Annotated in this window: 17 protein-coding genes and 1 pseudogene; 6 read left to right on the forward strand and 12 right to left on the reverse strand. The window is 58.4% G+C overall.

Annotated features, from left to right (window positions below):
* Positions 1-19: 19 nt before the first annotated feature.
* Positions 20-1,291: a SufS family cysteine desulfurase gene (locus IQ254_RS14325; protein ID WP_193966863.1), complete on the forward strand. Its 1,272-nt coding sequence runs from the start codon at positions 20-22 to the stop codon at positions 1,289-1,291.
* 121 nt (positions 1,292-1,412) lie between these two features.
* Here IQ254_RS14325 and IQ254_RS14330 read toward each other — a convergent pair whose 3' ends face one another.
* Positions 1,413-2,297, reverse strand: a complete 885-nt coding sequence (locus IQ254_RS14330; protein ID WP_313887456.1) for a tetratricopeptide repeat protein — start codon at positions 2,295-2,297, stop codon at positions 1,413-1,415.
* 83 nt (positions 2,298-2,380) lie between these two features.
* Positions 2,381-3,346, reverse strand: coding sequence for a tRNA epoxyqueuosine(34) reductase QueG (gene queG, locus IQ254_RS14335; RefSeq protein WP_193966836.1), 966 nt, complete (start codon positions 3,344-3,346; stop codon positions 2,381-2,383).
* A 205-nt stretch (positions 3,347-3,551) separates the two neighbouring features.
* On the opposite strand from queG, the gene IQ254_RS14340 reads away from it, so the two are divergent.
* The 4 genes from IQ254_RS14340 to IQ254_RS14355 all read left to right on the forward strand — a co-directional run bounded on the left by IQ254_RS14340 (position 3,552) and on the right by IQ254_RS14355 (position 6,376).
* On the forward strand, positions 3,552-4,454 hold the full coding sequence (locus IQ254_RS14340; protein WP_193966837.1) for an ABC transporter permease: 903 nt from the start codon (positions 3,552-3,554) through the stop codon (positions 4,452-4,454).
* A 91-nt stretch (positions 4,455-4,545) separates the two neighbouring features.
* Positions 4,546-4,908, forward strand: a complete 363-nt coding sequence (locus tag IQ254_RS14345; protein ID WP_193966838.1) for a response regulator transcription factor — start codon at positions 4,546-4,548, stop codon at positions 4,906-4,908.
* Between the two features lie 164 nt (positions 4,909-5,072).
* Positions 5,073-5,714 carry a ParA family protein gene (locus IQ254_RS14350; protein WP_193966839.1) on the forward strand — a complete coding sequence of 214 codons (642 nt, stop codon included), beginning with the start codon at positions 5,073-5,075 and terminating at the stop codon, positions 5,712-5,714.
* Entirely contained in the window at positions 5,711-6,376 is a 666-nt protein-coding gene (locus IQ254_RS14355; protein WP_193966840.1) for a hypothetical protein, read from the forward strand. The genes IQ254_RS14350 and IQ254_RS14355 overlap by 4 nt, the downstream gene beginning before the upstream one ends.
* A gap of 16 nt (positions 6,377-6,392) precedes the next feature.
* Here IQ254_RS14355 and IQ254_RS14360 read toward each other — a convergent pair whose 3' ends face one another.
* Positions 6,393-6,635, reverse strand: a complete 243-nt coding sequence (locus IQ254_RS14360; RefSeq protein ID WP_193966841.1) for a DUF2811 domain-containing protein — start codon at positions 6,633-6,635, stop codon at positions 6,393-6,395.
* A gap of 649 nt (positions 6,636-7,284) precedes the next feature.
* Positions 7,285-7,752, reverse strand: coding sequence for a hypothetical protein (locus IQ254_RS14365; protein WP_193966842.1), 468 nt, complete (start codon positions 7,750-7,752; stop codon positions 7,285-7,287).
* A 251-nt stretch (positions 7,753-8,003) separates the two neighbouring features.
* On the opposite strand from IQ254_RS14365, the gene IQ254_RS14370 reads away from it, so the two are divergent.
* Positions 8,004-8,687: an SDR family oxidoreductase gene (locus IQ254_RS14370; RefSeq protein ID WP_193966843.1), complete on the forward strand. Its 684-nt coding sequence runs from the start codon at positions 8,004-8,006 to the stop codon at positions 8,685-8,687.
* Positions 8,688-8,746: 59 nt separating this feature from the next.
* On the opposite strand, the pseudogene IQ254_RS14375 reads toward IQ254_RS14370, so the two are convergent.
* The 8 genes and pseudogenes from IQ254_RS14375 to psbB all read right to left on the reverse strand — a co-directional run.
* Positions 8,747-9,322 (reverse strand): annotated as a pseudogene (locus IQ254_RS14375) (CHAT domain-containing protein); the annotation flags it as partial.
* A gap of 167 nt (positions 9,323-9,489) precedes the next feature.
* The gene (locus IQ254_RS14380) at positions 9,490-10,302 is read right to left on the reverse strand and encodes a Nif3-like dinuclear metal center hexameric protein (protein WP_193966844.1); all 813 of its coding nucleotides are present in this window, start codon (positions 10,300-10,302) and stop codon (positions 9,490-9,492) included.
* Between the two features lie 124 nt (positions 10,303-10,426).
* Entirely contained in the window at positions 10,427-10,777 is a 351-nt protein-coding gene (locus IQ254_RS14385) for a hypothetical protein (RefSeq protein WP_193966845.1), read from the reverse strand.
* 214 nt (positions 10,778-10,991) lie between these two features.
* On the reverse strand, positions 10,992-12,827 hold the full coding sequence (gene ftsH / locus IQ254_RS14390) for an ATP-dependent zinc metalloprotease FtsH (RefSeq protein WP_278000329.1): 1,836 nt from the start codon (positions 12,825-12,827) through the stop codon (positions 10,992-10,994).
* A 314-nt stretch (positions 12,828-13,141) separates the two neighbouring features.
* Positions 13,142-14,221: a photosystem II q(b) protein gene (psbA, locus tag IQ254_RS14395; protein WP_193966847.1), complete on the reverse strand. Its 1,080-nt coding sequence runs from the start codon at positions 14,219-14,221 to the stop codon at positions 13,142-13,144.
* Positions 14,222-14,364: 143 nt separating this feature from the next.
* Positions 14,365-14,511 carry a hypothetical protein gene (locus IQ254_RS14400; protein ID WP_193966848.1) on the reverse strand — a complete coding sequence of 49 codons (147 nt, stop codon included), beginning with the start codon at positions 14,509-14,511 and terminating at the stop codon, positions 14,365-14,367.
* Positions 14,512-14,571: 60 nt separating this feature from the next.
* The gene (locus tag IQ254_RS14405) at positions 14,572-14,790 is read right to left on the reverse strand and encodes a photosystem II reaction center phosphoprotein PsbH (RefSeq protein ID WP_193966849.1); all 219 of its coding nucleotides are present in this window, start codon (positions 14,788-14,790) and stop codon (positions 14,572-14,574) included.
* A gap of 174 nt (positions 14,791-14,964) precedes the next feature.
* Positions 14,965-16,500, reverse strand: coding sequence for a photosystem II chlorophyll-binding protein CP47 (gene psbB, locus IQ254_RS14410; RefSeq protein WP_193966850.1), 1,536 nt, complete (start codon positions 16,498-16,500; stop codon positions 14,965-14,967).
* Between the last annotated feature and the right edge of the window lie 92 nt (positions 16,501-16,592).

Raw genomic sequence — 16,592 nt, forward strand, 5'->3', positions numbered from 1 at the left:
CTCCCACCCCCTCTCCCCTATGACCGTCGCCCAGGAACTCACCCTTGCCGCCAAGGTTCGCGCCGACTTCCCCATCCTCCATCAGGAGGTGAATGGCCAGCCGCTGGTGTATCTCGATAACGCCGCCACCTCCCAAAAGCCGACGGCGGTATTAGAGGCGCTGCAGCACTATTACCAGCATGACAATGCCAACGTGCACCGGGGCGTACACAACCTCAGTGCTCGGGCTACCGATGCCTACGAGGGGGCGCGGGATAAAGTAGCGGCCTTTGTGAAGGCCACCAGCCGCAACGAAATTATTTTCACTCGCAACGCCAGCGAAGCCATTAACCTGGTGGCCTATGCCTGGGGCATGACCACCCTCAAGCCCGGCGACGAGATCGTGCTCTCGGTAATGGAGCACCACAGCAACCTGGTGCCCTGGCAACTGGTGGCCCAGCGCACCGGGGCCGTGCTGAAGTTTGTGGGGTTAACCGCCGCTCAAACCTTCGATCTCGACCAGTATCGGGCCCTGGTCAACGCCAAGACTCGCCTGGTGGCGGTCAACCACGTATCGAACACCCTGGGCTGCATTAACCCGGTGGCCGAGATCATTGAAATCGCCCACCACTACGGGGCCAAGGTGCTGATCGATGGCTGCCAGAGTGCCCCCCATATGGCCCTAGACCTACCCGCTATGGGCTGTGACTGGTTTGTGGCGTCGGGTCACAAGATGTGTGCCCCCACCGGCATTGGTTTTTTGTACGGCAAGCTCGAACTGCTAGAGTCGATGCCCCCGTTTATGGGCGGCGGCGAAATGATCGCCGACGTGTTTTTAGATCATTCCACCTATGCTGAGCTGCCCCATAAGTTTGAGGCGGGTACTCCGGCCATTGCCGAGGCGATCGCCCTGGGGGCGGCGGTAGATTATCTTTCGGCGCTCGGCTTGGACAACATCGCCGCCTACGAGCACGAGTTAACGGCCTACCTGTACCAGCAGATGCAGGCCATTCCCGAGGTGACGCTCTACGGCCCGCTGCCCCAAGCGGATGGTAGTGGCCGCGCTGCTTTGGTGACGTTTACTGTGGCTGGGGTACATGCCCAGGATCTCTCCACCCTGCTCGATCAGTCGGGGCTGGCGATTCGCTCGGGCCACCACTGTACCCAGCCCCTGCACCGCAGCTTGGGAGTAGACTCGACCGCCCGGGCCAGCCTGTATTTTTACAACACCAAAGCCGAGATCGACAGCTTTATCGCGGCCCTCAAAGACACTATTGAATTCTTTAAAGGTGTCTTTGACGACGACGACTAGAACGCCGGTACAGAAATCCGGTTTCTCGGCCAGAATGCCAGTCATGCCGTTAGGGCAGTGCCAAAGAAACCGGGTTTTTAGCCATACTGTACCGATGCTCTAGAACTAGCCGTTAACCGGGCTACAGCTCACTGAGCAAGGTCTTGATGTCAGGGGCCTCAAAAAATTCGCTGGCGGCGTCGATCAGGCGATCGCCCCAGAGGTTGGTACGCAAAAACTCGAGGTCGGCGTAGCGGCTGTCTTGCTCCAGCGCTTCTATACCCAGACTGAGGGCCTCTTGGCAGGCGGCGTTGGTGGAGCCAATGACGGGCACATTGCAGTTTTCCTGGGTGTGGAGCGCTACGGCGATCGCCAGTTTGGGTTCGGGCTCATTGGCCGCCAGCTCCAGACTCGATTGCCAAAACTCCAGGGCCTTTTCTGTGTCGCCCTGCTCGTAGTGCACCAGGCCAATATTGTTAACCGATGGCCAAAACTCGGGCTCGGCGGCTACCGATCGCTCAAAGCTGGCGATCGCCTCGGGGTATTTTTGCAGCTTGATGTAGGCGTTGCCGAGGTCAAACAGCGCGTTGGAGTTATTGGGCTCTAGCACGAGCCCCCGCTCTAGGTAGCTAGAGGCCAGTTGAGGGTTATCTTGCTGGAGCTGGGCCGACCCCAGGGCAAACAACACCCTGGCATTGTCGGGGAGCAATCTCTGAGCGCGATCTAGCAGCGGCAGGGCCTGATCGAGCTGGTTGTTTTGCAGGTAGAGACCGCCCAGGAGGGCCAACACCTGACCATCATTGGGAGCCAGCTGGGCCGCCAGCTGAGCCAGCGCCAAGGCCCGCCCAAACTGCTGAAACTCTGCTAGCTGCTGAGCCTCGTTGGCTAGAAACAACCCCTGCTCAACCATGAGGTCGTAGTCGAGGGGCAGCACGTAGGGAGTTAGGGCCTGAGCCCGCACGGGCAACACCGGGGTCAGCAGGCCACAGGCCGTCAGCAGAGAGAGTAAAGGAAGGCGTTTTAGCACAGCAGAGATTCGCAAACTATAGAGTTAGATATAGCTAGAGTGTACGTCGGTTGTAGACCAGCCATGGCAAAAACCTGAAGAATTCAGGTCGGCGGTGTCTGAGCAGCCTGGGCATTGCGCCGCCACATAGCTGGCTTAATGCGCCGCAACGCGGACGCTCTAAACCGATCGTGCCACTCCACTTCTGATAGGTTAGCTAAGTCAGCCAACTTTGGGGCTAGGTTTTGGGGATAGGGGTGAAAGTCTGCGACGGTAGTGGGTTGAGCAAAACGTTGATTCCAGGGACAGACATCCTGGCAGATGTCGCAGCCTGCCACCCAGTTTTGCAGGTGCGGGGTAATTTCGGCGGGTAGGGTCTCGGCTCGGTTTTCAAGGGTGTGGTAGGCGATGCAGCGGTTGGCGTCGACCACGTAGGGCTGGGGAATGGCCCCGGTAGGGCAGGCCTCGATGCAGCGGGTACAGGTGCCACAGTGAGCCGTGTGGGGGCGGTCTGGCTCTAGGGCCAGGGTCGTAATCAGCTCGCCCAAAAACACCCAGGAGCCATACTGGCGGGTGATTAAATTGCCGTTTTTGGCCACCCAGCCCAGCCCGGCCTGTTGGGCCCAGGCCTTGTCTTGCACCGGGCCGGTGTCGGCATAGTAGCGCAGGGCGATGCTGTGGCCGTGGGCGGCGGTGGTCAGCCAATTGGCTAGGGCCTTGAGGCGTTTGTGCAGCACCCGGTGGTAGTCGCGTCCCCAGGCGTAGCGCGAGATCTTGCCGTGGCTGGGGTCTGGGGAGTGGCTGTGGGGGGTGTAGTAGTTGAGGGCAACGCAGATTAGCGATCGCGCCCCCGGCAGCACCTGGCGAATATCCTGCCGTCTAGGGTTGGCCATCCAGCCCATATCGGCCTGATAGCCCTGGTCGAGCCAGGTTTGCAGGTGCCCTACGGCCTCCGTCTCGCGATCGCTCGGGTCGGCGTCGAGGGCGACAATACCCGCCAGGTGAAACCCCAGCGCCAGGGCTTGATCGATGACTGCTTGGCGATCGGGTAGGTCACGGGATGGGGCCATGCCTCAACTCCGAAAGGATTGCCCTAGGGTAACTTACCGGGCTCCTCTGGCGACTGTTTGAGCCCGCAGGTTGCAATTCAAGAACTCTGCTTGACACAGTTCTCAACAGCGCATAGCTTATACCATGCTGTAGTTAGCGTTTGCACCTAGCGCTAACCCCTATATCTGCTACTATCGGCTCTACAATCACCAGGCAAGGGCGCCTATGTTTAAGCTGTTAACTAAGTTTGACTACCTACTACGCGAGACCATGCTGGGGCTGCGGCGCGGTGGCTGGATGAACTGGGCCGCCATTAGCACAATTACCGTGCTGCTGTTTTTGTTTGGCATTAGCCTGCAATCGACCTGGCAGCTAGAGCGCTTACTGAATGAGTTTGGTAGCCAACTGGAAGTCTCGGCCTACCTCGACAGTGGTTTTCAGGCCAGTGACCTGAAACCGATGGTGGAGGCCTTCCCCGACGTTGTGGGGGTGACCCCTGTGACTAAAGAGGTGGCCTGGGCTTCGCTGGTCGATGACTTGGGGCTGTCTGATATTGCCGGAGCTACCGACCAGCTCAAAGGCAATCCCCTGGTTGACGAACTCAAGGTCAAAGCCAAAGACTCGGAATCGGTGCCTGCGATCGCGGCTCAGCTCCAGAATCTCGACGGGGTCGACGAAGTTCGCTACGTCGATGAAGCCGTGACCCGCCTGGCCCAGCTCAACGACGGCCTGAAGTGGGCCAGCGCCTTTGTTATTGCCATTTTGACCCTCACCGCCACCGCTGTGATTACCACCACCATTCGCCTAATTGTGCTGGCTCGACGGCGAGAAATTGAGGTCATGCAGCTGGTCGGCGCTACCCGCATCTGGATTTATTTGCCCTTTATTTTGCAGGGCGCTGCCTTTGGCCTGGCCGGGGCCACCGTCGCCTGGGGGCTGCTGTTTGCCATTCAGCAGTTTTTAACCGAGCTGGCCGCCCAGCAGGCCGATTTTGTGCAGTTTGTGGTGGAAGGACTACGCCTGAGCCCCCAGCAGCTGATTTTGCTGCCCGCTGCGCTGCTGGGACTGGGTACTCTAGTAGGGCTTATGGGTAGCCTACTGGCAGTGCGCAAGTTCTCGTTGCGATAGCATAAGGCGAAAAGGTGTTAGAGTCTCCCCAAATTGGCCATAATAGCTACGGAGCAACGGACGGTCTGCTTACCGTCAGCGAGGCATCAGTATGACGACAGTACTCATTGTTGACGACAGCTCAACCCTGCGAGAAATGATCGCCGGGCTGTTGCTCAAGGCCGGCATGACGGTGGTCGAAGCTAAGGATGGCGTCGAAGCCCAGGAAATGATTCAGGCCACCCCCCCTGACCTAGTGGTGCTCGATATCGTCATGCCAAATATGAACGGCTACGAACTCTGCCGATGGATAAAAAACACCGCCGCCACCCAAAATCTTCCGGTCATTATTTGTTCGAGCAAGTCCGAAGAGTTTGACCGCTACTGGGGCATGAAGCAGGGGGCCGATGCCTACATTACCAAGCCCTTTCGCCCCGCCGATATGATTAGCACCGTCAAGCAGCTGCTGCGCTAGTTTGGGGCTGCGATCGCGCCCCTCAACACGCCTCTTAAATTGAGTATGTCGTTGGGGCAACCTTGCAGTACTATTCCGAAGGTTGGAGCAACTGTGCCCAATGTGGGGGCTAGACCTAGGGGTCTACCCTCTGGTTGAGGATACAACCCTGAGGAGAACTGCCCGTGGCTGGCCCGATTGTGTTAGCGGTGTTTAACGGCAAAGGCGGCGTCGGCAAGACCACCACGGCCGTGAACCTGGCGGCGGTGTTTGCCCAGACGCGATCGGTACTGTTGGTCGATGCCGATCCCCAGGGGTCGGCCCTGTGGTGGACAAACCGCAGCCCCAAAGAACTTGGATTTGACGTTAAGCCCGAGATTAACCCCGCCCGACTAGGGCGGCTAAAACAAGCCTATGCCCACGACCTGATTGTGGTCGATACCCCTCCGGCTCTGGGGTCGGCGACCCTGGCGGCGGTAATTCCGGCGGCAGATTATCTGCTGTTGCCGACGCCGCCAGCGCCGATGGATCTCGCCGTGCTGATTACTACAGTGAATGAAGCGGTATCGCCCAGCGGGGTATCCCATCGAGTATTGTTGACGAAGGTGGATTCCCGCAGCGTCGGCGAAGCCATTGAAGCTCAGAACACTCTGCTAGAGCTGAAGATTCCTGCCTGTAATGCGTTTATTCGCGCCTACAAAGCCCATGAGCGGGCGGCACTGGAGGGGCTACCGGTGCTCAATTGGCGGGGCAAAAACAGCCAGGAAGCCCGTTCTGACTACTGTCGAGTTGCCGAAGAACTACAGCGAGACTGGACCCAGCCATGACTAAAAAAAGCCTCTCCGACCTACTCAAAGAAGAAGTGAACAAGGCCGAAGCCCCGGCCCCCGAGGCAACCCCTGAGGCTGATGGTGACGCGCCTGTAGCCCCCAAAGCAAAACCTCGCCGCAGTACTCGCTCGACGACATCGACCCGGCGCACCGCTGCCAACCGCCAGCCGGCCAAACCATCGAAAGCCAAGACAACAGCCAAACCAGCCGCCCTGGCAACGCCCGCCGCTGAGCCCGCCACCAATATCGACCTAGCCCAGCGGCTAGATACCCTGGAAAAAGAGCTAGCGACCACCCAAAAAGATAAGTCGCAGCTAGCAAAAACGGTCGCTGGCCTACAAAAAGATCTAGAGACTCAGCAGAGTCGCCTGTTTGAGTTAAAAGACAGCCTCGCCCAGGCTGAAGCGACTAATCAAGCGCAAGCCGACACCCTAGCTAAGACCCAGGCGGCCCTCGATGAGGCCAAGGCCACCATTCTGAAGCTGAGTGAAGTAAAACCCGTCACTCCCCGTCGTGTCTCTGGGGTCGATGTTCTGCCCCGGCCTCCCCTTGAGCCCAAAGCTAGACCGGCCTACCGCCGTGGGGTGCCTGAGTATGCGATTCAAAAGGGGCAGCCCAAACCCATGCTGACCGATGCGGATATCGGCTGGGTCGATTGAGCTACCCCGACTAGCCCTAGGGAGTGTAGTCAAAGAGCGCATCGAGGTAGATGCGGTTGACGTCGCGATGGCCCTTGGTGGCCGATCGCTGGCTATCGTAGGTGCTGTCTTGCATAAAAAACAGCGATAGGGCGGCGCAGAAGACGCGGTGTTGATTCCAGGCTGGATTGCCGTCCAGGTAGACTTGGAGGGCGTTGTAGAGTTCTTCGGGCACTTCGGCCATCAGGCTGACCTTGGGGGATGGAGCATTTAGGGGCATGGACGCGGCCTTTCTGTAAAGGATGCAAACTCGGACTATAGATACCCAGCACAGCGACAGCCAACGGCGGATGTCGATAGAACTCCGCAACGATGCAACGGGAGCCGTCTGACTCTCGCTCAGGTTGACTCTGGGGTCGTCAAAAAACCGGGGAGATTGGCCCGGGTGGCGTTGGCCCACCAAAATTCCGCAGACCCTCTAACCCGCGATCGCCAACGACTTGAGAGCCAAGGCTGGGGGTTGATAAAGCAGGGGGCGGCTGTGCTAGTCGCATCATTTTGCCGAACTCGGGGGGGGCTGTCAATCTTGCCATCGAGCAGGGTTTAGGGTAAGCAACGTCGCGGTTTACGAGAGAATAGGGGTTGCGGCGGCTCTTGGGCCATAGGCCCACAGTACCTAGGCTGGGGGTGATGGTGACTGAGGTTTTCCACAGATTTGCCTCACCCATCATTCCGCCATGGGAGTCTGTGGAAAACCTGTGGAAAAGTAGCCTTGTCCTGGGGAAACCACTGGGGAAAAGTAATTCAAATATTTCTTTTTATGAACGCTCTAGTTTTATAAAGCCGGTGTGAATCCCTAGGAAATTCGGCGTGACCAACCCTAATCAAAACAGGACAGGAAAGCAGGATCGGATCCCCCAAGGGGACGTTTAGCTCTGATGGTCTGCGCCATCTAGGGCGAGGGGCGAGGGGGGAATGGGGGGCCAGCGCAGATCCCACAGGGCCCAGGTGGCGATCGCCAGCAGCAGCGCAATAGCGATCGTTCGCCCCGGCAGCCACAGCGGGCTGCTCGACCAGATCAGCTGGGGGCCACCCTCCCCGGCGATAAACCGCTGAATTTGGTCGCGCAGGGCGGTGGCGGAGAGGGGGGTGCGCACCTCGGCCAGGGTGACCTGCCGCCCCGGGCCTAGCAGGGTGAGGCGGTGGCAAAACCGCACACCGCCCCGGGGGGTGTTATCGCACAGCGCTGAGCTCATGGCCACATCCTGAAGCGCAAAGGGGCGCCGCGCCTGGGGTAGCCAGGCCCAGGGCAGGGCGGCGTGGCCTGGCAGTAGACCTGCCCCGGCCCGGCGCGATCGCAGCTGACGGCCAGGGGGCCAGGCATGCTCACCCCCCACAGCCCTAGCAGGAGCGCGCTGATAAGCACCACAATCGGCACGCGCCGTAAGCTGGGGCCCCATTTGTCGAGTAGTGCTGCCATGGTGGTTAACCAGTCTATTGGGGATCGATGTCTTTTATCCTGCCATAGGGGCTTAGCTCCGGGATGACCCTTGCACTGCCGGGCAGATTAAGGCATGCTCAGCCATAGTTTGAGTGGCCCTGGCGGCCCGTCTGCATCCCCCTCGATTGTTTACCAAAGCACCGCACCATGGGCAAGCATATTGTGATCACGGGCGTCAGTCGTGGCCTGGGCCGGGCCATGGTCGATGGCTTTATCGCCGCTGGCCATACCGTCTCGGGCTGTGCCCGCAGCGCCGATGCCGTGGCCCAGCTGGCAGCCCAGTACCCCGCGCCCCATCAATTTACGGCAATGGATATTCGCGATGACGCGGCGGTAGCGGCCTGGGCTCAGGCGGCGATCGCCGCCAACGGCCTGCCCGACCTGGTGATCAACAACGCTGGCCTGGTCAACCACCCGGCCCCCCTGTGGGCGGTGCCCGCTGAGGAGTGCGACGCCGTCATTGCCGTCAACCTCAACGGCACCTGCCATGTCATTCGCCACTTTGCCCCGCCCATGGTTGAGCAGCGATCGGGCATTTTTGTCAACTTTAGCTCCGGCTGGGGGCGCTCGACGTCGCCTGGCGTGGCTCCCTACTGCGCCACCAAGTGGGGGGTAGAAGGGCTGACCCAGTCCCTCTCCCAGGATTTACCCCCCGGCATGGCGGCGGTAGCTCTCAACCCCGGCATTATTCACACCGATATGCTGGTGACCTGCTACGGCGACGATGCCGCCGCCTACACTCCCATTGCCACCTGGGCCAAGGCGGCGGTGCCCTACATTTTGAGCCTTCATCCGGGGGACAATGGCCGGGCTTTGACTGTGCCGGGATGAGGGGGAGAGGGGGAGGGTGGGGCAGAGAGGGAGGAGCTTGCCCCGATCGCAGCTGAGGGAGACTTTTTGTTGATCAAAACGGGGGTGGCGCTTTCGGGCTTACCCGCCATCGAGATAGCCGCGCAGCCGAGCTTGTAGGCAAACTCTACGGGGCGTCCAGCCCCGAGGGCGTCGTAAAAGCCGACGGCAAACTCGATCGCGGCTCGATCGCCGATCGCTTTGGTCATGCCCACCACGTAGGGCACATGTTCGGCGATCGCCTCGGCCTGCACCGCTGAGTAACACCCGTTCAGCACCACGCAGTGAACTGGGTCGGGGTTACTGGCTGGGTCGGCAAATAGCTCAAACAATTCGGCCAGGGCGGCTCCAGAGACCAGCTTGGCCTGCCCTATGTCATCTTCAAACACCAGCCCCTCAGCCTCTTCGCCGTGGCCCGAGAAAGGGACGATCTGCGGGGTTTCTTCGAGCATGGCTCGCTGAATATCGCGGGGGCGCACCGCTAGCCGCTGGGTGAGGGTGAACTGGTCGCGCTGCTGCGATCGCTTCAGTCCCGCTTCGATATCGCGCAGTTCTTCGTCGAGGCGCAGGCGGCTGGTGTGTTTGGGGTTGGCCGCGAGAATCAGGATTTTTGGCATGGCGAGGGCGGGGCGGTTTCTCTAACTATAGTCTCAGCCCTCAAAATGGCAAAAATAGCCCCATCTTTCACCTCCAGCCACCGTAGGATGGGCAAAGGGCTTTACCCGTGCCCATCAGATCCCATCACCCGCGATGGGCAGGCTTCGCTTTGCCCATCCTACCTGGGTTAACTGTGCCAAAATTGGCGAAAGTCTTCGTCCTGGTCGCTGAGCTGAGCCCAGGGGGCACCCCACTGGCGCACAATCTCCGCCAGCCTCGCGCAGGCGGGCCGCTCGGTGGCGTAGTGGCCCGCGTCGATCAGTACCAGGTTGCGATCGCGCCCTTCCTGAAACTGATGAAACTTGCAGTCGGAGGTCAGGTAGGCCTGGGCTCCGGTCTGGGCCACGGCCCCCATAAAGCTAGCGCCGCTGCCGCCCAGCACCGCCACTCGACTAATGGTTTGGGCCAGGTCAGCGGCGGGGGAATAGATCAGGTTGGGCGGCGAGAGCTTGGTCTGAATTAAATTCAGCAAATCCTGCAAACTCAGGGCAGGGCTGAGATCGCCTACCCGCCCGTAGCCAATGTCGAGTTGGGTGGGCACCACGGGTTCAGGGTTTTGCAATTGCAGCACCTGGGCCAGCAGGTCGGCAGTGCCATCCTGCACCTGGTCGAAGTTGGTGTGGGCGGTGTAGATGCCGATGCTGTGGGCGATCGCCTGGCACACCATATCCCCCACCGGGTCGCCCGCCACCACAGTCTTGAGCGGGCTAAAGATCAGCGGATGGTGGGCCAAAATCAGGTTTACGTTCACCCCCTGCTGCCGCAGCGCCAGCGCCTCAGCCATCACAGCCAGGGTAGGGGTCAGACACACCAGCACATGGGCGGGTTGTTCCAGCACCCCCGGCTGTACCTGCCAGCCGCAGTTGTCCCAGCTTTCTTGCCAGGTGGGGTTGGCCCAGGCTTCGAGTTTAGAGATCAGATCGGCGATCGCAAGTGCCATAGAAAAACCGCTGGCCAGGGTAGCTCAGGCTAAAGGAAAACCTCCCTAGTCTAGCGTGCTACCTCTGACCAACGGCCTAGAGAACGTCTGTTGAATAACAAGTGCTCTCGGCGATTACCGCAAATTACGGAGTCACCTGGCTGAGAGCGTCTTTGATTTGATCGATCGGCGAGGTGGCTTGTTTGGAGTTTTCGGGGTAGTTCATCTGGCTGACATCGGCATCTTTCTGCACTTCGTTAAGCCCTTTGTTGGCCCGGTCAATCACCCGATCGCCCTTGAGCGCATTCTCGGGCTGCACAGATTTCTCGGCCTCATTGTACACACCGTCGAGTTTGGCCGTGCCCTGATCGGGCTGGCTGGGGGTACTGCCGATGGCCAGGGCCGCAGGGCTAGCCATCGACAGCATTAGAATGCAGGAAAGAGCGATCGCCAGGTTACGCACCCAGGTCGCCACGGCAGCAAATACAGGCTTCATAGTAGTCTCCAAAATCGGGCAAGAAAGCGACCCCAGCAACTGGGAACTGCACAGAGCGCCCGGTTGCTAAGACTCTTTTGTTTTACCGATTTAGACCTTGCGCCTATATCATCTGATGGACAGAGAAGTAGGGCAGAGATTTTGGCCAAGGCCCTATGCCTTTGGGTAGGGAAGTGACTCTATTGGCCTACGCGGCTGGTTGGAGATTATGTCCCTAGCCAGCCTTCACCAAAAACTTCTCAGGAATCTCGGTGTACTGCCTCACAATTTGCCGAAACTCATCGCCGTCGATGGTTTCGCGCTCCAGCAGGGCATCCACCAGGTTATCCATTAGGGTGCGGTGCTGGCGCAGCATGGTGCGGGCGCGGTTGAGGCACGAGAGGGCAATGCCACGCACCTGGGCATCGATCTTGCCGGCCATTTCCTCCGAGACCTCGTTGCGGGGCATCAGGTTGCGGCCCAAAAATACCTGGTTATCCATGCTTTCGAGGGCCAGGGGGCCAAGCTCAGACATGCCGTAGAGGGTCACCATCTGGCGGGCCAGGTTGCTCACCTGCTGAATGTCGCCGCTGGCCCCGGTCGAGGTTTCGTCGTCGCCAAACACCTCGGCCTCGGCGGCAAAGCCCCCCAAAGCCACGGTAATGCGATCCATCAGCCAGTTGCGGGTGTAAAGGCCGCTGTCGATGATGTCTTCGTTGGGCAGCGATTGGGTAAAGCCTTCGATGCCGCCCGATCGCGGAATAATGGTGACTTTATTCAGCTCGTCGGAGTGGGTAAGCAGTGTGGTCAACAGCGCGTGGCCGACCTCGTGGTAAGCGGTCATGCGTTTGCGGCTGCTGTCGAGCAGGGGAGTGAGGCTGAGGCCGATGGTAACGCGATCGATCGCGTCTTCGATCTCAACCATACCCATGGCCTCTTTGCGGCGGCGGGCGGTGAGAATAGCGGCCTCGTTCAGCAGGTTGGCCAGCTCGGCTCCAGAGAACCCCGGCGTGCGGCGGGCGACGGCTTCCAGCGACACCTCAGCCTCGATTTTTTTGTCGCGGGCATGCACTTCTAAAATCGATAACCGCCCCTTGTAGGTCGGCAGGTCAACCACCACCTGGCGGTCAAAGCGGCCCGGACGCAGCAGGGCCAGATCGAGCACATCCACCCGGTTAGTGGCCGCGATTACAATAATGCCGCTGTTGCCCTCAAACCCATCCATCTCGGTGAGCAACTGGTTGAGGGTTTGCTCCCGCTCATCGTTGCCGCCGCCGATGCCGGTACCCCGCTGACGACCTACGGCGTCAATTTCATCGATAAAGACAATACAGGGGGCATTTTCTTTGGCTTTGCGAAACAGGTCGCGCACCCGCGACGCGCCCACGCCCACAAACATTTCGACAAATTCAGACCCCGAGATGCTGAAAAAGGGCACGGCGGCTTCGCCTGCGATCGCCTTGGCCAGCAGGGTTTTCCCCGTCCCCGGTTGGCCAATCAGCAGTACACCTTTGGGAATGCGCGCCCCAATGGCGGTAAATTTCTCTGGGCTTTTGAGGAAAGACACCACCTCTTGGAGTTCTTCCTTGGCCTCTTCGATACCGGCCACATCGTCAAATACGACGCCGGTTTTGGCCTCCATTTGAAAGCGGGCCTTAGACTTGCCAAAGCTCATGGCGTTGCCGGCCCCAGAGGCCGATCGCCGCAGCAGCATGAGCAGACCAAAGATGAGAATCAGCGCCAGTAGGGAATTCGTCGCCAGCCAGGCCAGCGCGCCACTTCCCGACGAATCGCGAATGTCTACGTCTACGTCGTTGGCGGTCAGGGTGCGAATCAGTTCGGCATTGCCACCCTCAGCGAATAGCATCACCTCCTGGGGCGGGGCATCTTCGGCAGCACCATCGAGCTGCACGTAGGCAATTCCCCGAGCTTCATCGATTTCAACCGACTCGACCTCGCCTTGCTCAACCTTCTGCAAAAACTGACCGTAGGTCAACTCATCAGACTCGGCTTGGGCCAGGGCAGGGGGGAGGGGCATTAGGCTCTGCAACAGAAACCAGCCAATGGTCATCAATCCTGTGGCGGTTGCGCCCGCAGCAGGACGCAGCGAAGATTGCTTACCAGAAAAACGTAGGGTCATAGACGGTTTAACTCAGCGAGACGATACCCAAGATAAGTGTCCCTAGATACTAGATGGGCTGCTTATTAGTCTAACTCCCCTGCCCTGAAATGACTGCCCTGCCTGGATAGCTTTTGTGTCCTTCAGAAACATGGCTACATGAGCAAGATCCTAGCCTACGGTCTTTGGAACAGTTAACCAAAAGCTAGGTCGGGGCAAATCACTGTTCGCGCCGACCTAGACATGCACGTGATTTAGATGACCGATTAGCTCTGAATTGTCGGGGCCAGATAGGCAACCGGAGTAGCTGGGCCGTTGGCTAAATCGAGGGGAAAGTTATGGGCATTGCGTTCATGCATGACCTCAAAGCCCAGATTGGCTCGGTTGATCACGTCAGCCCAGCTGGGCAGCACTCGACCCTGGGAATCTAAAATCGAGTGGTTAAAGTTAAATCCATTTAGGTTAAAGGCCATGGTGCTAATGCCCAGGGCAACAAACCAAATACAGACTACGGGCCAGGCCGCCAGAAAAAAGTGCAGCCAGCGAGAGTTGTTGAAGCTAGCGTACTGAAAAATTAGGCGGCCAAAGTAGCCGTGAGCCGCAACAATATTGTAGGTTTCTTCCTCTTGGCCGAACTTGTAGCCGGAGTTTTGAGATTCATTGTCGGTGGTTTCTCGAATCAGGCTTGAGGTCACTAAAGACCCATGCATGGCAGAAAACAGAGAACCTCCCAGAACTCCTGCGACCCCCAGCATGTGAAAGGGATGCATCAAGATATTGTGCTCCGCCTGAAACACAAACATAAAGTTGAACGTGCCGCTAATCCCCATGGGCAATCCATCGGAAAAGCTACCCTGACCGATGGGGTAAATCAAAAATACCGAGGTGGTAGCCGCAACGGGGGCACTGTAGGCCACGCAAATCCAGGGGCGCATGCCCAGGCGGTAGCTCAGTTCCCACTCTCGGCCCAGATAGCAGAGCAGGGCTGGAATGTAGTGGAAGGCAATCATTTGATAGGGGCCACCGTTGTAGAGCCATTCATCTAGGGTGGCGGCCTCCCAGATCGGGTAAAAGTGCAGCCCAATGGCGTTAGATGACGGCACCACAGCAGCGGTAATAATGTTGTTGCCGTACAGCAGTGAACCCGACAGGGGCTCGCGAATGCCGTCGATGTCTACCGGAGGAGCAGCAATAAAGGCGGTGACAAAAACCACCGTTGAAACGCCTAGTAAAGGAATCATCAGCACGCCAAACCAGCCAATATAAAGCCGATTTTCAATGCTAGTGATCCACTGGCAGAACTGCTCCCAGGTACTGTTGTCCTGGCGTTGGAGAGTTGTAGTCATAGGTTATAAATGTGAAATTCGACTCGGTAACATTGAAGCAAAAGAATATGAAGAACCTGGGAAAATTCGCCGGTCAGATACAAATGTAGGGGCTTTGCAGTGCAAAGCCCCTACAACCGGCACTGCAAAGCCCCTATGGTGTTCTAGCTGCGATCGCTGGGGTAGGTTCTATACCCGTACCAAATAAAGGCAATGCAGCCCAGGGCAAATACCAGCAGGCTCAGAAAAATGCCGCTGGCGGTGGCAGAGATTTGGCCTTCACCGTAGGCGAGATAAAAGAGTGGCAGCATAGGATTACCTCATTAGATTTTTGGGTACGCTATTTGCCCGCAGAATTTGCATACAGATGCCTAAAATCCTGAAGGCTGATAGGTGTTCGCCCCATCGAGCACAATGGTGCCGTTGTAAAGCTGCAAAATAATCAGCAGAAACAAAAACAGCATGGCGATCATAAAAACCATAAATGGAGTGGTGCCCCAGCCTGGGGCAACCCGTCCAGCTTCAGCGTTAAACCGCCGGAGAAAATACTGGATTGGGGCTACTTTTTTAGGAACAAATTTTTGTTGCATGGCTCAGGTTTGGTTGGGGGTCAGTCGTCAAAAAGAGTATCCCCGATTCGTAGGGGCATAGCATGCTATGCCCCTACGGGGTTCCTAATCGTGAATTGGGGTTTCCACAATCGGATTTCGTATGACTCAGTTGAGAACCTCTACAGGTGATCTGATATCAGGCATGACGCAGGCTCAAATGGTGGTTTGAGTTTGACGTGTGGTCGTATCGCCCACCTTTTGGAAGTAGCCCCATTCCACCTGCTCAATGTCTAGATCGGGGTCAACGCCCGAGAATACATCCTGGAAGATGGCGCGGAGGCCGTGCCAGATGTGACCAAAGAACCAGACCAGTGCAAAGCAGGCGTGGAAGAAGGCGAAGAAGCCCCGGTTGCTGGTTCTAAAGGCCCCGTCAGAGTTGTAAACCTCACGGTCAAAATCGAAGGGCTCTCCTAGCTGGGCCTTACGGGCATACTGCTTAACCTGGGTGGGGTCGCTAAAGGTTTTGCCGTTGAGCAGCCCGCCCAAAAAGCTGACGGTAACGCCGGTTTGCTCGAAGCTGTATTTAGAGTCCATGCGGCGGAAGGGAATGTCGGCTCGGATCAGGCCGTCTCTGTCGGTCAGCAGCACCGGGAAGTTCTCGAAGAAGTTGGGGATGCGACGCACCGTTAGATCTCGACCTTCTTGATCTTTGAAGACGGGGTGGCCCAGCCAGCCGGTGGGTAAACCGTCGCCATCGACCATGCGTCCCACCCGGAACAGGCCGCCCTTGGCAGGGCTATTGCCGACGTAGTCGTAAAAGGCGAGCTTTTCGGGAATGGCGGCCCAGGCTTCGGGTAGGCTCTTACCAGCTCTTACCCCGGACTGCACGCGGCGATCAATTTCTTTTTGAAAGTAAGCCTGATCCCACTGGTAGCGGGTTGGCCCCCACAGCTCGATCGGGGTGGTGGCGGTACCGTACCACATGGTGCCAGTGGCAATGAACCCGGCGCAGAAAAAGACCGCCAGGCTACTGGCCAGCACCGATTCTATGTTGCCCATGCGCAGGCCCCGGAATAGATTTTCGGGGGGGCGCACGAAAATATGAAACAGGCCGCCGATAATGACGACGATGCCGAGGGCAATGTGGTGGGCCACGACGCCACCAGGGTTTTGGGGGTCAAAGCCCGCTGGGCCCCAGTCTGGGGCCACCCCCTGGACGTGGCCGGTGAGGCCAAAGGGGTCTGAAACCCACATGCCGGGGCCAAAGATGCCGGTCAGGTGGAAGGCCCCAAAGCCAAAGCAGAGCAGCCCGGCCAGCAAAAGATGAATACCAAAAACCTTGGGTAAATCGATCACGGGCTCGTCGGTCTTGGGGTCGAAGAAGGTGGCGACATCCCAATACACCCAGTGCCAGCAGGCGGCTAAAAACTCTAGGCCTGCGAAGACAATATGGGCGGCGGCGACCATCTCAAAGGTCCAAAACCCGGGGTCGGCAAAGGTGTCGCCGGTAATGCTCCAGCCCTGCCAGGAGTTGGTTACCCCCAAGCGGGCGACAAAGGGCATCAGAAAGCAGCCCTGCCGCCACATGGGGTTGAGCACCGGGTTGGTGGGGTCGTAGCGAGCGAGCTCAAACAACAGCATTGAGCCGGCAAACCCGGCACAGAGGGCGTTGTGCATGAGGTGTACCGCTATAAGCCGCCCTGGGTCGTTGATGACCGAGGTGTGAACGCGATACCAGGGAAGTCCCATGGCGTTGTTCTCCTTGTTAATAGACAGAAGGCAGAAGAGGCGGAGGCGGAAGATAGGCTTGTAGCGTGGGTCAGGCTCCCTAGAGATCAGGC

The sequence above is a fragment of the Nodosilinea sp. LEGE 07088 genome (genome assembly GCF_015207395.1).
In the GTDB taxonomy this organism is placed as follows: Bacteria; Cyanobacteriota; Cyanobacteriia; order Phormidesmidales; family Phormidesmidaceae; genus Nodosilinea.

Coding starts and splice junctions, on each gene's coding strand:
- IQ254_RS14325 (WP_193966863.1), top strand. CDS start 20: ATGACCGTCGCCCAGGAACTCACCCTTGCCGCCAAGGTTCGCGCCGAC.
- queG (WP_193966836.1), bottom strand. CDS start 3,346: ATGGCCCCATCCCGTGACCTACCCGATCGCCAAGCAGTCATCGATCAA.
- IQ254_RS14340 (WP_193966837.1), top strand. CDS start 3,552: ATGTTTAAGCTGTTAACTAAGTTTGACTACCTACTACGCGAGACCATG.
- IQ254_RS14345 (WP_193966838.1), top strand. CDS start 4,546: ATGACGACAGTACTCATTGTTGACGACAGCTCAACCCTGCGAGAAATG.
- IQ254_RS14355 (WP_193966840.1), top strand. CDS start 5,711: ATGACTAAAAAAAGCCTCTCCGACCTACTCAAAGAAGAAGTGAACAAG.
- IQ254_RS14360 (WP_193966841.1), bottom strand. CDS start 6,635: ATGCCCCTAAATGCTCCATCCCCCAAGGTCAGCCTGATGGCCGAAGTG.
- IQ254_RS14370 (WP_193966843.1), top strand. CDS start 8,004: ATGGGCAAGCATATTGTGATCACGGGCGTCAGTCGTGGCCTGGGCCGG.
- IQ254_RS14380 (WP_193966844.1), bottom strand. CDS start 10,302: ATGGCACTTGCGATCGCCGATCTGATCTCTAAACTCGAAGCCTGGGCC.
- IQ254_RS14385 (WP_193966845.1), bottom strand. CDS start 10,777: ATGAAGCCTGTATTTGCTGCCGTGGCGACCTGGGTGCGTAACCTGGCG.
- ftsH (WP_278000329.1), bottom strand. CDS start 12,827: ATGACCATTGGCTGGTTTCTGTTGCAGAGCCTAATGCCCCTCCCCCCT.
- psbA (WP_193966847.1), bottom strand. CDS start 14,221: ATGACTACAACTCTCCAACGCCAGGACAACAGTACCTGGGAGCAGTTC.
- IQ254_RS14400 (WP_193966848.1), bottom strand. CDS start 14,511: ATGCTGCCACTCTTTTATCTCGCCTACGGTGAAGGCCAAATCTCTGCC.
- IQ254_RS14405 (WP_193966849.1), bottom strand. CDS start 14,790: ATGCAACAAAAATTTGTTCCTAAAAAAGTAGCCCCAATCCAGTATTTT.
- psbB (WP_193966850.1), bottom strand. CDS start 16,500: ATGGGACTTCCCTGGTATCGCGTTCACACCTCGGTCATCAACGACCCA.